At 72.9% G+C, this 12,965-nt stretch carries 12 protein-coding genes; 7 read left to right on the top strand and 5 right to left on the bottom strand.

All coding sequences use genetic code 11. From position 1 onward, the window contains the following. Positions 1–41 precede the first annotated feature (41 nt). From G4D85_RS50190 to G4D85_RS06305, 3 genes are all read right to left on the bottom strand, one after another. Positions 42–1,724: a hypothetical protein gene (locus G4D85_RS50190; RefSeq protein WP_205525432.1), complete on the bottom strand. Its 1,683-nt coding sequence runs from the start codon at positions 1,722–1,724 to the stop codon at positions 42–44. Positions 1,725–1,738: 14 nt separating this feature from the next. Then, entirely contained in the window at positions 1,739–2,695 is a 957-nt protein-coding gene (locus tag G4D85_RS06310) for a hypothetical protein (protein ID WP_205525431.1), read from the bottom strand. Positions 2,696–2,985: 290 nt separating this feature from the next. Continuing rightward, positions 2,986–4,779 carry a TadA family conjugal transfer-associated ATPase gene (locus G4D85_RS06305; protein ID WP_164008836.1) on the bottom strand — a complete coding sequence of 598 codons (1,794 nt, stop codon included), beginning with the start codon at positions 4,777–4,779 and terminating at the stop codon, positions 2,986–2,988. A gap of 277 nt (positions 4,780–5,056) precedes the next feature. Here G4D85_RS06305 and ung point away from each other — a divergent pair, with 277 nt between their 5' ends. The 6 genes from ung (at position 5,057) to G4D85_RS06275 (ending at position 10,057) form a co-directional block, all read left to right on the top strand. Next, on the top strand, positions 5,057–5,734 hold the full coding sequence (gene ung, locus G4D85_RS06300; protein WP_164009188.1) for a uracil-DNA glycosylase: 678 nt from the start codon (positions 5,057–5,059) through the stop codon (positions 5,732–5,734). Between the two features lie 95 nt (positions 5,735–5,829). Then, a complete protein-coding gene (locus G4D85_RS06295) occupies positions 5,830–6,369 on the top strand; it encodes an RNA polymerase sigma factor (protein WP_240359102.1) in 540 nt (179 codons plus the stop codon). Further along, a complete protein-coding gene (locus G4D85_RS06290; protein WP_164008835.1) occupies positions 6,356–6,892 on the top strand; it encodes a hypothetical protein in 537 nt (178 codons plus the stop codon). The genes G4D85_RS06295 and G4D85_RS06290 overlap by 14 nt, the downstream gene beginning before the upstream one ends. 93 nt (positions 6,893–6,985) lie before the next feature. Continuing rightward, the gene (locus G4D85_RS06285) at positions 6,986–7,939 is read left to right on the top strand and encodes a TolB family protein (RefSeq protein ID WP_164008833.1); all 954 of its coding nucleotides are present in this window, start codon (positions 6,986–6,988) and stop codon (positions 7,937–7,939) included. Positions 7,940–7,955: 16 nt separating this feature from the next. Next, positions 7,956–8,762 carry an acyl-CoA thioesterase gene (locus G4D85_RS06280; protein WP_164008831.1) on the top strand — a complete coding sequence of 269 codons (807 nt, stop codon included), beginning with the start codon at positions 7,956–7,958 and terminating at the stop codon, positions 8,760–8,762. Positions 8,763–8,785: 23 nt separating this feature from the next. Beyond that, entirely contained in the window at positions 8,786–10,057 is a 1,272-nt protein-coding gene (locus tag G4D85_RS06275; protein ID WP_164008829.1) for a hypothetical protein, read from the top strand. A gap of 75 nt (positions 10,058–10,132) precedes the next feature. On the opposite strand, the gene G4D85_RS06270 is transcribed toward G4D85_RS06275, so the two are convergent. Next, positions 10,133–10,501 (bottom strand): response regulator, encoded by a 369-nt coding sequence (locus G4D85_RS06270; RefSeq protein ID WP_164008827.1) that lies wholly within the window; start codon positions 10,499–10,501, stop codon positions 10,133–10,135. 77 nt (positions 10,502–10,578) lie between these two features. Then, on the bottom strand, positions 10,579–11,949 hold the full coding sequence (locus G4D85_RS06265) for a M24 family metallopeptidase (protein ID WP_164008825.1): 1,371 nt from the start codon (positions 11,947–11,949) through the stop codon (positions 10,579–10,581). A gap of 169 nt (positions 11,950–12,118) precedes the next feature. Here G4D85_RS06265 and G4D85_RS06260 point away from each other — a divergent pair, with 169 nt between their 5' ends. Next, the gene (locus G4D85_RS06260) at positions 12,119–12,901 is read left to right on the top strand and encodes a tetratricopeptide repeat protein (protein WP_164008823.1); all 783 of its coding nucleotides are present in this window, start codon (positions 12,119–12,121) and stop codon (positions 12,899–12,901) included. Positions 12,902–12,965: the final 64 nt, after the last annotated feature.

Below are 12,965 nucleotides of genomic sequence, written 5' to 3'. Positions count from 1 at the left end.
CCTGGCAGGCCCCCCCAACGTCGGGCCGAGAACGGCGGACCCTACGGGTTCTGACAGCCCTCCGTGTTCAGCTTCTCGCCGGGCGCTCCCGCGTTGCCGGTGCTCGGTCCGCCCGGGCCCCCTTCGCCCAGGGTGAAGACCACGTTCTCCGCCTGGGCCACCCCCGCGTCCGGGCCGCACCACACGCCCACGGACGGGCCGCCGCCACCACCGCCTCCCGCGCCACCCCTGCCGCCGTTGCCTCCCTTGCCGCCGCTGCCGCCATTGCCGCCCGAGGTGTTGTACCGGGGGGTTCCCGGCTGGCTCACGAAGCCACCCAGTCCTCCGTCACCACCCTCGCCGCCAGGGCCGACCTCGCCACCGGCGCCGCCCGCGCCACCCGGGCCACCTCCGAGCGTGAGCAGCTGCGTGCCTGGACCCGCCACCACCTGCGCATCGACCAGGAGCAGCGCGATGGACGCACCGCCGCCTCCGCCGCCCTGCCCGCCCGTACCGCCGCAGCCGCCACCACCGCCACCACCGCCGCCGCCGCTGGCTCCGGGATTGAAGCCCAGGGTCGAGGTGCAGCTTCCGCCGCTACCGCCGCCGCCTCCTCCTTCGCCCGGGAGGCCCGCGTCGCCGCCGCCCCCCTGCTGGTCGGGCCGCCAGGCCCCACCCACCAGGTCCAGCGTCCCCCTGCCACGCCCCTGCGTCCCGGAGGGACCGTCGGCGCCGAGGGTTCCCGGGTCCCCGGGGCCGCCCTCGAGGCCGTCGCAGTTGCAGGCGGAAGCCCCCCCGGGGCAGACCACGGTGGCGCCGCCGCCGGCAGTGCCGCCGCCCGTGTCCGGCTTGCCAGGAGCGCCAGGGAGGCCGGCGGTGCGAATCACGCCTCCGGCGCCACCGCCTCCCGAGCGGTCACTTTGCGCGCAGGACGTCACCCCCACGGTACCGCCGATACCCGGGTCGTTGCCCTCTCCAGGGGTGCCGGTTCCTCCGTCCAGGCCCGCCTGTCCCCGCGTGCCCGCCCCGCCGTCCGTGCCCGCCCCGCCCAGACCGGCCTCCAGCGTGAGGCGGCGCAGCTCCACGCCCGAGGCGCTGAGCACGCGCAGGGCGATGGAGGGCTCACCGGCCCCCACCGCATCCGCCGAGCGCACGTGCACGTACTCCAGCACGATGCCCGCGTCCCTCAGGTCCCGCACCGTCAGCCCCACCGTGCCGCCGTTGAGCCGGGCGGGGTTGTTCCCCGCGCGCGTCCATTGCTCGGTGCCCCGGATGTAGCCGCCGTGCAGCGACGCCGGCACGTCCAGCACCAGCCCGTTCACGTCGTACGCGCCGCCCGCCAGGTACAGCCGCCGCACCGGCCCGCCGCCGTCCGCCCTGCGCAGCAACTCCAGCGCATGGCGCAGCGTGCGCAGCGGCGATGCGAGCGTGCCCGCGCCCTGGTCGTCCCCGTTCTCCGGGTCGATGAAGAGGCCCGTGTTGGCCTCTCCGTCCACGCCATCGCAGTTCTCGTCGGCGAAGGCGTCATCCGGCGGGTCCACGTCGGAGGTGCGGGTGCAGCCCGCGTCGAAGCCCGCGTCGCCCGCGTCCCCGGCATCTCCCGCGTCCGGGCTGACGCCCTCCGGCTCGCAGCGCCCATCCGCGATGCACTGCTGCTTGGCTTCGTCGAAGTCGTAGCACCCGCCCGCGCCAAGCACCGCCGCGAGCGCCGCGCCGGTGGCGCCGAGCGTCCAGGTCTTCCGCATGAGTCTCCTCGAAGTCACGGCCACGTCCCGGACAGGCCCACCATGCCCCCGCCAGGGACCACGGCGGCAGAGGGCTGCACCTTCGTCTCTTCGTCACCGGGCAGCAGGAACATCACCACGCCCGCGGCGACGCCCGCCGCGCCCAGCCCGAAGGCCACGCGGCTGAGCGTCTGCGCCCGCCGTCCGGACGACGCCACGCCGTCCGGGTCCTCGACAGTCGTGGGCGGGGTGCCGCCGGTGTTCAGCTCGTCGTACTTGTCGCCGGCCTGCAGGTAGAAGAGGGTCCCCACACCGGCCAGCGCCACGCCTCCCGCGGCGGGCAGCCACGCCCAGCGGCGCAGCGGGTAGGCGCGAGGCGCGGGCTCCTCCGAGGTGACGACCTCCGGGGGCTGCGCCGGAGTCGGGGCAGGAGTCGGCTGGGGTTTCGGCTGGGAGGGACGGGTGACCACCGGCGGCGGCACGTCCTGCATCGAGGGCATGGCCGGTGCGCCGCGCAGCGCCGTGCGGGTGCGGGGCACCACCACCTCCAGCGACTTCGTGAGCGCGTCCAGGAGCTGGTCCTCGCCCACGCCGGGGACGAGGTGCTCGGTGATGAGCGCGCCGTTCGTGGAGGAATAGACGCGGGCGCCCGCGCGGTAGCCGCTGAGGAACTGGCCCAGCTCCGGCACCAGGACGACCTCCGCCTTTCCCGCCGCGCCGAGCGACTTGAGGCAGGCGGGCTCCGTGCGGTTGCAGCGCAAGAGCGCCCGGCGCTTGGAGGCCGTCAGCTTCCGGGTGACGTCCTCGACGCGGATGACCTCCAGTCCGCGGGCCTTGAGCTGCTCGGCCACATGCTCCTGCGCGAACTCGACGACGTGGGAGGGGGCGCCCGCCGCGTCAGGCGGAGCGACCAGCACGGTGATGGGCGCCGGGGGTGACGCGACGGGCGCCTGGGCAGCCAGGGTGAGCGCGGCGAGGAGAGAGATCCACACGCCGGTCACTTTCCCCCCGACACGGGCTCCTCGCAAGGTTGGGAATCGCCGCCAGCGCCGTCAGTGAGGGCGGACCGTCCACGGAACGCGCGGTGGGAGATCAGCCCACCGGCCACGGCACGAGCCCGGCGTCGGGCGGTGGTCATCCCGGCGCGGGGCCTCCGACGCCCCGGGGAGGACGGAGACCTGGCCCCGGGCCCACCGCCGCGCCCACGGGCCGCTGCGTCATGGACCGCGCCCGCGCGAGGATGGATTCCACGGAGGCCCCGAGGGGCCCCCGCCGTGTGGCTTCAGCGCCGGGGCCGCTCGGGCGCGGGGCGGATCTGCGTCTTCTCGGACCCGCCATTCAGCTTCTCGGAGCCACCGCCCGCGTCCTCCTCCTCGTCGTCCGGGAGGCGGGGCGGAGAGGAGGGCGGGGGCCGGCGTGCGGGCAGGGCCGGGCGGGCGCCGGTGGCGAGGTTGGAGCCGGAGGGCCGCGAGGGCGTCGCGGCGGGAGGGGGCCGGCGCGGGGGCGCGGAACGGCCGCCGGCCTCGGTGAGGAGCTCCGCGTCCACCTCCACGTTGGGCTCGGAGAGCGGCGCGGCGTGGGTGTCCTCGGGCGGGCCGGTGAAGGGATTGCGCGTGGGCGGAGGCGTCTTGTCGTCATCGCCCGAGCTCGGCGGCGGGGGCGGGCGCGCGGCCACCGGAGGCCGGGTCCCCGCGGGAGGCGTGGGCGCGGCGGGCTTCGCGGCGACAGACTCGGCCGGGCGCAGCCGCGCGGCGGGCGGAGGCGCGGGCTGCGCGGGCAGCGCGGCGGGCACCTGCACCTGCGCGGACGCCTTGCCGGCCTTCGCGTCGCGGGACTCCTGCCGGAGCTTCTCCTCGAACACGGCCCATTCCTGCTTGAAGTGGGCGGGGTCCGGCCGTCCCTCCTCGCGGTGCTTCAGCGAAGGCGCCCAGCGCACGGTGTACGCCTCACCGACGAGGAAGGTGGGCGGCGGCGGCAGGCCGTACGTCGCCGGGTCGAAGAACGACTCGTCCAGGTCCGGGAAGCCGTACGCGCGCGCCTTGGCGACGAAGTTGGGGATGATGCCGGTGGGGGCGTGGTAGCCGAGGATGTGGCCCTCGTCGTCCTTGGCCACCGGGGTGAAGACGAAGATGTCCTGCGTGCGGTAGTCGCCCTTCTCATTGAGGGGGAGCACCTCGGAGAGGGCAATCGTCTTGCGGCTGCCGTCATGGAGGCGCTCGCAGCAGATGACGAAGTTGATGGCGCTGGCCACCTGGGCGCGCACGGCCACCATGGGCAGCTCTATGCCAGACATGAGGCACAGCGACTCGATGCGGCGCAGGGTGTCCGTGGGCGTGTTGGCGTGCGTGGTGGCCAGCGAGCCGCCGTGGCCGGTGTTCATCGCCTGCATGAGGTGGAAGGCCTCGCCGCCGCGCACCTCGCCCACCACGATTCGGTCCGGGCGCAGACGCAGGGCGGAGTGCAGCAGGTCTCCCATGTCCACGCCGCCCTTGCCGAACTTGTCGGGCGGCCGGCTCTCGAAGGCCACGACGTGCGACTGGTTGAGCTGGAGCTCGGCCGAGTCCTCGATGGTGAGGATGCGCTCCTCGTCGGGGATGAGGGAGGAGACGATGTTGAGCAGCGTCGTCTTGCCCGAGCCCGTGCCGCCGGCCACCAGCATGTTGAGCTTGGTGGCGATGCCCGCCTCGATGAGCCGCGCCATGGCTGGCGTGAGCGAGCCGAACTTCATGAGCGACTGGACGGTCAGCTTCTCCTTGAAGAACTTGCGGATGGAGATGGTGGTGCCCATGCGAGCGATGGGCGGAATCACCACGTGGATGCGGCTTCCATCCGGCAGGCGCGCGTCCAGGCGGGGGCGCTCGTCGGTGAGGGGGCGGCCGACGAACTGGGCCATGTTGCGCGCGGCGCCGATGAGGCCTTCCTCGGTGAAGGCGGCCTCGGTTCGCGTGAGCTTGCCCTTCCGCTCTATCCAGATGTCGGTCGGACCGTTGATCATGATCTCCGACACCGACTCGTCGTCCAGATAGGACAGGACGGGCTTGAGGAAGGCGCGGAGTGACTCGGTGTACATCGTCATGGCGACCGAGAGGCTAGCGCGGCCCCCGCCCCATCCCCAAGAACCCCGCCAGCCCGCCTGCCTGCTTCCAGTGTCACTGTCGACAAACACGACCCCCCAGGGGGGCCCCGGGACGCGTCCGGAGCCTCCCGGCCATGTCAGATACCCGGGGCATACTCAGGGACATCAAACGGCCCGCGCCCGTCGGGAGGACGTCCTGACGGAAAGCAGTGGGCCTACGCCGCGGGTAGGTGCTTCAATGCCCGCGCCCCCGGATAGGGAAAGAGGGATGGGAACCATGCTGGCGGACAAGCTGCCCGAGGACTGGAAGAAGGAGCTGCGCACGGCGCTCGCGTCGCCGTCGTTCCAAGAGCTGGAGCGCTTCGTCGCGAAGGAGCGGAAGTCAGCCACCGTCTTCCCCTCGGAGGAGGACCTCTTCTCCGCGTTCCGGCTGACACCCTACAAGAACGTGAAGGTGCTGCTGCTGGGGCAGGACCCGTACCACGGGCCGGGCCAGGCGCACGGGCTGGCCTTCTCGGTGCAGCCCGGGGTGACGCCGCCGCCCTCGCTGGTGAACATCTTCAAGGAGCTGGAGAGCGACGTGAAGGTGCCGCGCCCGAAGGACGGCTCGCTGATTCCGTGGGCGAAGCAGGGCGTGCTGCTGCTCAACGCGGTGCTGACGGTGCGGCAGGCGGAGCCCAACAGCCACGCGGGGCACGGCTGGGAGGACTTCACGGACGAGGTCATCCGCGCGGTGAGCGCGAAGCAGGACCCGGTGGTGTTCCTGCTGTGGGGCCGCTACGCGCAGAAGAAGAAGAAGCTCATCGACGCGAAGCGGCATGTGGTGTTGGAAGGCACCCACCCCTCGCCGCTGTCGGCCAGCAACGGCTTCTTCGGCAGCCGTCCTTTCACCCAGGTGAACGAGGCGCTGAAGGCGAAGGGGCGTCCGACGGTGGACTGGACGCTGGCGCGCTGACGGGGGGGCCTGTCACGCTTTTCCGGCGTGCGCCTAATGAGGGGGACGGCGCGGCGACGCTGGCAGGGCGGCAGGCTGAAGAGGCGGACACGGACGTGGACTCCGCGGCACGGCAGGACTTGCAGCAGTGGATGGCCCGGCTCGCCGACGGCGACCGGAGTGCGTTCACTCCGGCCTTCGCGGTGCTGCACCCGCTCGTGGCGCGCTTCTGCGCGCGGCTGCTGCCGGACGGGGCGGACGCGGAGGACGCGGCGCAGGCGGCGCTGCTGAAGGTGTTCACCCGGGCGTCGGACTTCGAGGCCTCGCGCGACGCGCTGCCGTGGGTGCTGGCCCTGGCGGCCTATGAGTGCCGCACGTACCGCAAGGCGCGGCTGCGGCGTCGCGAGGAGGCGTCCCCGGACGAGGGCCTTCCCGACGCGGCGGAGGGGCCGGAAGCGCGGCTGGCGGGGGCGCAGCTGGCGGCGGCGCTGCGGGACGTGTTGGAAGACTTGAAGCCCGAGGACGCGGCCACGCTGGCCGTGGCGCTCGGGGAAGCGGAGCGTCCGGCGGTGCCGCCGGCCACCTTTCGCAAGCGGTTGGAGCGGGCCATGACGCGGCTGAGGGCTGCCTGGAGGACGAGACATGGAGTCGAGTGAGCTCGCCCGCCGCGCGAGGTGGGCGTACGAGAAGGGCCGGCTGGTGCGGGCTCTGCCGCTCGGCGGCTACGGCGTGGTGCTGGTGGCGTGCGCGGTGGCGCTGCGCTCCAACGTGAGCCCGGGGACGCTGGCCCTGGGCGCGCTCTTCACGGCGCTGCTGGTGGGGTACGGCTGGCGGGGTGGGGTGCTGGGGCGCGCGGTGGTGCCGGGCGTGCTGGGCGGGGTGATGCCGCTGCTGGTGCCGCCGCTGGTGGTGGCCACCGGGCACCTGTGCGCCTCGGGCTGCCGGGCCTTCTGTCTCTGGGCCTGTGTGGGCGGAGGCGTGCTGGCGGGTGTCCTCATCACCCGCGCGGCGCGAGCGGTGCCCTCGGAAGGGCGCGGACGCTTCGTGCTCGCGGCCGGTGTGCTGGCCACGCTGTGTGGTGCGCTCACCTGCGTCCTGTATGGGGCGTCCGGCGTCATCGGAGTGGGCACGGGCCTGGCGCTCGCGTCCACGCCCGGGCTGGTGCTGCGCCGGGCCTGACGCCCGCGCTTCAGCCGTCCTTCCTGAAGCCCTGAACCACCACACGCGCGGCCTCGGCCTCTCACCGGAGGACGCGGACCGCATGGGAGAGTCATGTCCACCGTCGCTTCGCTCGCGCTGCTCGCCTCGCTGTCCGCCGCGCCGGCCGCTCCTCAGGCGCCTCGCGTCTTCGCTCCCGACGTCGTGTCCTCCGCCAGCGAGGAGTTCGGCGCCGCCTTCACGCCGGACGGCAACACCGTCTACTTCAACCGTGCGGACCCCACGCGCTTCACCTTCCAGCTCGTCATGGTGAGCCACTTCCGCGCGGGCCGTTGGACGAAGCCGGAGGTGGCGTCCTTCTCGGGGCGGTGGCGGGACATCGACCCGGCGCTGTCCCCGGACGGGCGGCGCCTCTTCTTCGCCTCCAACCGGCCGCTCGAGGAAGGCGCACCGGTGCGCAAGGACTTCGACGTGTGGATGGTGGAGCGCGAGGGCTCGGGCTGGAGCGCGCCGCGCCATGTGCCGGAGGTCAGCACGGAGGCGTCGGAGACGAACACCTCCCTCACCATGGACGGCACGCTCTACGTCACGCGCATGCCGGTGGGGCCGGGCGCGAAGCGCGCCATCTACCGCCACCCGTGGAAGGACGGCCGCTACGCCCCGGGAGAGAAGCTGCCCGCGCCCATCAACGACGCCACCTATGGAGCAGGCAACCACTTCATCGCCCCGGACGAGCGCTACCTCATCTTCAGCTCGGAGGACCGGCCCGGCGGCGTGGGCAGGTACGACCTCTGGGTGTCCTTCCGCGAGGGCGGCGGCTGGAGCGCGCCGCGCAACCTGGGCACGGCCGTCAACCGGGGCGACGTGCTGACGCCGGTGGTGGTGCCCGCACGCGGGGTACTGGTGTACGCGTCGCGGCTTCCCTTCCAGCACGAGCCGCGCGCGAAGCCGTACACCACCGAGGAGTTCGAGGCGCGCCTGCGCTCGCCGGGCAACGGCCAGGGAGACCTGTACGAAGTGGCCCTCTCCTCGGTGGGACTCGCCACGGACACGGCCACGACGCGCTGATACGGTGCGGCGCGCCATGACCGCCGCCTTTCTCGCCGCCACCACACCCGAGCACCTGTCTCCCGGCCGCTACCGCGTCCGCTTCTCCGCGCCCTGGTACCAGGGGAAGGGCGCGTTCGGAGGCGTGGTGGCGGGCGCGGCGCTGCGAGCGCTGGAGCACCACGTGGGCGCAGCGCAGGGGCGTCCGGTGCGCTCGTTCACCGCGCACTTCTGCGCGCCGGCGGTGGAGGGCGAGGCGGAGGTGCTGACGCGCATCGAGCGCGCGGGCAAGCTCGTCACGCACGCCACGGCGCGGGTGGAGAACGCGGCGGGCGTGGTGTGCGTGGCCAGCGCCACCTTCGGCGCGGCGCGCGGCGGGACGATGGAGTACTTCGAGGTGAAGCGTCCGGAAGTGCCACCCCCGCACGAGGTGCCGATGGTGCCGGACGACGTGCCCATGCCGACCTTCTGCCAGTTCTTCGAGTATCGCTTCTGCCTCGGCGGGGCGCCGTACTCGGGAGGGCCGGTGGCGGAGACGGGCGGCTGGATTCGTCCCCGCGAGCCCCTGCCGCTGGACGCGCCGCTGTGCGTGGGGCTGATGGATGCGTACCCGCCGTCGGTGCTCGCGCGCGTGGACGGCTTCCAGGCGTCGGCGACGGTGGACTTCCGGCTGGACTTCTTCCACGCGCTGCCGCGCCCGGGCCTTCGCGAGGACGCGCACTTCCTGCGCACCGGCCGCTCGCGTCAGGCCGCGGAGGGCTACGCGGAGGACTTCCAGCAGCTCTGGACCGAGGACGGCCAGCTGCTGGCGCAGTGTCACCAGCTCTTCGCGCTGCTGGGCTGAGTCCGCGTCGCGGGGAGGCGGAGATGACGGACGACACGGGGGACCTGGAGCACGATGCACTGCTCGCCGCCATTGGCCGGGCGCTCGGGAGCGACGCGCCGTACCCGGAGGCCCAGGGCGCGCCGGGAGACGCCCTCCACCTCGGGACGATGAAGTGGCTGCCCGTGGGCACGAGCCGCGAGGTGCTCGGCGGCGTGGTGGATGAAGCGACCGGGCGCGTGGCCTGGGTCGAGCAACAGACCGGCGAGTCCCAGGGCGGCTACGTGCCGGTGAGCATCGACGTCCACTGCGCCTGGGAGGGAAGCCCGCGCGGGCAGGTGCCGTTGCCCACCTACAACCCGTACTTCGGCTGCCGGGTGGGCTTCATGCGCTGGTACGGCGACGCGCTGGTCGTCATCTACCGCGAGAAGCACCGGACGCTCGCGGTGCGGCTGCACCCTCCCGCCGAGGCGCTGACGGTGGCGACGCTCGAGGACACGTGGGCCATCGACGAGGACACCGTGTACTTCGTCTCCCAGCACCCCGGGCTGTTGGAGGGGCGGCGGCTGCCGTCACTGGAGCGGTGCCTGCCGCTCCCGGTGCCGGAGCACCCGAGGAGCGTGCAGTTCTGGCGGCACGCCCCGGGGATGCTGGCCCTGGCGCCCTGGCCGCCGATGGACCGCGAAGAGACTCGGGACGCGTACCGGGAGCGGCTGCGGCAGGTGCGTGGGGCCGCACGGTACCTCCCGCTTCCACCTCGGGAGTCCCGTGCGTTTTCAGCGAGGCCGGAGTGGCTGTGGGCCCGGTTGGAGACGCTGCTCGCGAGCACCGCGCCGCCGCCGCTCGGCGTGGACGTGCTGGTGGGCGCGGTGGCCACGCCCTTCTGGCGGGACGACCGACCGCTCGCGACGGGCTATGCGTCCGGAGCCGGGCGCGGCAGCAGCCCGAGGTTCCTGCCCGTGTACTGGTACCAGCACCTGCGAGCGGAAGGCCGTGAGGCGGAAGCGGAGTCCTGGCTGCACTGGCTGGAGCGGGTCGCCGGGCTGCCGGACGTGGACGAGCAGCCCTGGACCCGGAGCGATGACGGCGAGGACCTCGTGGCCCGGACGGCGCTCGTGTACCTGCGGATGCGCACGCGGATGCTGGCCGAGGCGTGCCGCACGGGCCGGCTGCCCGAGGGTGAGTACTGCTACCTCTTCACGACTCCCGACAGGGCGCTGCGCCTGGAGCAGGACGCGCTTCACCCTCCCGGCTTCCGCGAGGTGCTGAGTCGGCTGGTGGCGCGAGGGCCGAAGTCCCTGTCCGAGTCCGACTGACAAGTCCGGGGCTATCCGGAAGCGGCCCAACCTACGGTCCACCTCCTGAGCCAACCTCTTTCGTCCGAGCGCGCGTCAGGCCGCCACGGAGCCGAGCTGCTTCACCAGCAGCCGCACCAGCTCGACGGGCTGGATGGGCTTGGGGAGCAGCTCCGCGCCGTAGCGGATGGCGACGGGGAGGATGTCGTCCAGCTCCTCGTGCCCGGTGAGGAAGATGAAGGGCACCTGGCAGTTCTGAAGCTCGCGCATGGCGGTCAGCACGTCGGCGCCCGTCATCCCCGGCATGTTGAAGTCGCAGAGGATGGCGGAGATGCCGGAGACGTCCATGTTGAACGCTTGCTCCGGCGTCTGAATCGTCACCACCGCGTAGCCCGAGCTCTCGAGGATGTCCCGGACCATCGTGAGTACGAAGAGGTCATCGTCAATCACCAGCACGGTCAGCATCGCGGGGTTCTCCAGCAGAGCCAGCCCATCCTAGCCGACCCTCTTTCGCGCTGCTGACACGCTCCTGTGACGTCGCCTCAGCGGGGCGTGCCGGGTCGGGCCGGCCCCGCGCCCGTCGCTGGCGACGGGATGAGCACCAGGTCCTCCTGCGGTGGGATGAGGTACTCCGCGCCCGTCTCGGTGACGACGGCCATCTCCTCCACGGAGACGAGGCGCATCAGGTCCGGCCCGCCGTCCTTCCACGCGAAGAACCCGTCGAAGGCGAACACCTGCCCCGGGCGGACCACGCGCGCTGACTGCCCCCTGGCCGGCTGGTCCTTCTGCGCGCCGGACAGCGCCGGCCCCACGTCATGGGCCCAGTAGCCCACGGGGTGGCCGGTGCCCCACATGACGGGCTCGGAGCCGGCCTCGCGCATCCAGTCGCGCTGGGCCTTGTCCACGTCCCAGCCGCGCGCGCCGGGCTTCAGGGCCGCCAGGGCGATGCGGCTGCCCTTCTTGCCCTTCTCCCACTTCTCCAGCGCCTCCTTCGGGGGCTGCGTCTCGCCCGGGGCCAGCACGTAGGCGAAGCGCTGGATGTCCGTCACCCACATGCCGCCCACGCGGATGCCGAAGTCCGTCTGGATGAAGTCTCCGGGCTGAATCACGCGCTCGGTGGCGTGCGAGTGGCCTCGCGTGGGGCCGCTCTGCACGTTGGGATTCTGGTCCGGCGCCCACGCGTCGCCCACGCCCAGCTCCGCCATGCGCCGCTTGAGGAAGCGCGCCACGTCCACGTCACGCGTCTTGCCCGGCACCACCGCGCGGTAGGCCTCCACCTCGAGCTGCGAGGTGAGCGCGGCGGCCTTGCGGAGGATGTCCACCTCCTCGGGGAGCTTCACGGAGAGCCACTCGGAGACGACGTCCTCGGAGGACACCAGCTTCTTGCGGAGCGCGGGCGACAGCGCCTTCTCCAGCGCCGCGCGCTGCGTGGCGGACAGGCCGTCCGCCACCGTCACCGAGGCCGACGAGTTCACCGCGATGCGCGCGGGCTTCGCCGAGGCCAGCCGCGCCGCCACCTGCGCGAAGAGGTCCGTCCCGCGCTCCAGCGGCACCACCTCGTCCATGGGGCCCACGTCCTTGAGGGCCGTGGCCTCGCCCGCGGGGGACAGGGCGACGGAGCGCACCGCGTCGCCCTGCTTGAAGAACAGGAAGGCGGCGGTGCCCCCCGCGTTCTCACAGCCGACGTGCACGGCGAGCGGGTCGTTGTCGTTCTCCCGGCAGATGAGCACCCAGGCGTCCACGTTGGCGCGAGTCATGGCCAGGGGCAGCAGCTTCTGGATGCGCTCCTTGCGGATGCGGGGCCACGCCTCCGGGGTGGCGATGTCCGCGCCACCGGCGGCGCTCGCCAGGGGTGCCCAGAGGCATGCGGAGGAGAGCAGGGCGGAGAGCACCACGGGCCGTGCGCGCGTCATTCGACAGGGGTCCTTTCGGGAAGGCAGCGCCCCATCTTCCCCGAGGTTGCCCTCGCGGGGGACGGCCCCGGTGTGAAGTCGCATGGGACGCGTGTGAAGAAGTATTCCGGAAGGCCCGTCTTGCCGGGACATGCAAGCGTCGGGGCCGTGGCTCGTTTAAGGTGGAGACATGGCCAAGAGCTCCTCCCGCAAGTCCCCGGCGAAGGCGAAGAAGTCCGCGGCCCGCGCCGCCCCCGTGAAGGCGAAGACGCCCGCTGCCCCGGCGAAGGCGTCTGCCGCCCCGACGAAGCCGCCCGCCGCCCCGGCGAAGCCGCCCGAGCCGAAGGCCGAGCCGCGTCCGCTCGTGCTGGAGGCCGAGCCCGTCCTCGACACCGAGCCCGGGCCCCAGAAGGCGCTGCCCTCGGGCGAGCCCGCGGGCCGCGTCCTGCCCTTCGAAATCGACCCGAAGCGCATGGAGGAGGGGCTGCGCAAGCTCCAGGGCGAGGTGGTGCACTGGGCCAACAAGGGCCGCTACACCCGGGTGCGCTTCAAGTTCCGGGGCAAGCAGCTGCTGCCGGACCTGCCGCTGGCCGCCGTGGTGGCCGCGGAGGGGCTCACGTTCTACTGGGGCGGCATCCTCCGCGTGCTCATCGCCAACGTGGTGGGCGGCAGCGTCTTCCAGGTGGAGCTGGTCAACGACGCGGAGAAGCGCGTGCAGGCCGGCAAGGAGGCGCTCCTGTCGGGTGACGTGGACCAGGCGCTGGCCCTCTTCCGCGAGGCCGTGTCCATGGACCGCGATTTGCCTTCCGCGCACCTCAACGTGGGCGTCGCGCTCAAGCTGAAGGGCGACCGCGAGGGCGCGCTGGCGGCCTTCGAGAAGGCGAAGGAGAGTGACCCGGAAGGTCCCATCGGCACCGAGGCCGAGCGGCTGGCCGCCCCCTTGCGACCCCAGGGCTCCGCGCGCTCCGCCTGAGCCGTTTTTCCGGGCTGAAAAAGGCGCGTCCAAGCGTTCAAAACGGGGCACTGGAATGCCCTGC

It is taken from the genome of Pyxidicoccus trucidator (genome assembly GCF_010894435.1).
Lineage (GTDB): Bacteria > Myxococcota > Myxococcia > Myxococcales > Myxococcaceae > Myxococcus > Myxococcus trucidator.
The sequence above is the reverse complement of the archived record's forward strand: the minus strand, read 5'-3'. Positions and strand labels throughout refer to the sequence as shown.

What these genes read in the sequence shown, in the direction of transcription:
- G4D85_RS50190 (WP_205525432.1), bottom strand. Translation starts at nt 1,724, where the DNA reads ATGCGGAAGACCTGGACGCTCGGCGCCACCGGCGCGGCGCTCGCGGCG.
- G4D85_RS06305 (WP_164008836.1), bottom strand. Translation starts at nt 4,779, where the DNA reads ATGACGATGTACACCGAGTCACTCCGCGCCTTCCTCAAGCCCGTCCTG.
- ung (WP_164009188.1), top strand. Translation starts at nt 5,057, where the DNA reads ATGCTGGCGGACAAGCTGCCCGAGGACTGGAAGAAGGAGCTGCGCACG.
- G4D85_RS06290 (WP_164008835.1), top strand. Translation starts at nt 6,356, where the DNA reads ATGGAGTCGAGTGAGCTCGCCCGCCGCGCGAGGTGGGCGTACGAGAAG.
- G4D85_RS06285 (WP_164008833.1), top strand. Translation starts at nt 6,986, where the DNA reads ATGTCCACCGTCGCTTCGCTCGCGCTGCTCGCCTCGCTGTCCGCCGCG.
- G4D85_RS06280 (WP_164008831.1), top strand. Translation starts at nt 7,956, where the DNA reads ATGACCGCCGCCTTTCTCGCCGCCACCACACCCGAGCACCTGTCTCCC.
- G4D85_RS06275 (WP_164008829.1), top strand. Translation starts at nt 8,786, where the DNA reads ATGACGGACGACACGGGGGACCTGGAGCACGATGCACTGCTCGCCGCC.
- G4D85_RS06270 (WP_164008827.1), bottom strand. Translation starts at nt 10,501, where the DNA reads ATGCTGACCGTGCTGGTGATTGACGATGACCTCTTCGTACTCACGATG.
- G4D85_RS06265 (WP_164008825.1), bottom strand. Translation starts at nt 11,949, where the DNA reads ATGACGCGCGCACGGCCCGTGGTGCTCTCCGCCCTGCTCTCCTCCGCA.
- G4D85_RS06260 (WP_164008823.1), top strand. Translation starts at nt 12,119, where the DNA reads ATGGCCAAGAGCTCCTCCCGCAAGTCCCCGGCGAAGGCGAAGAAGTCC.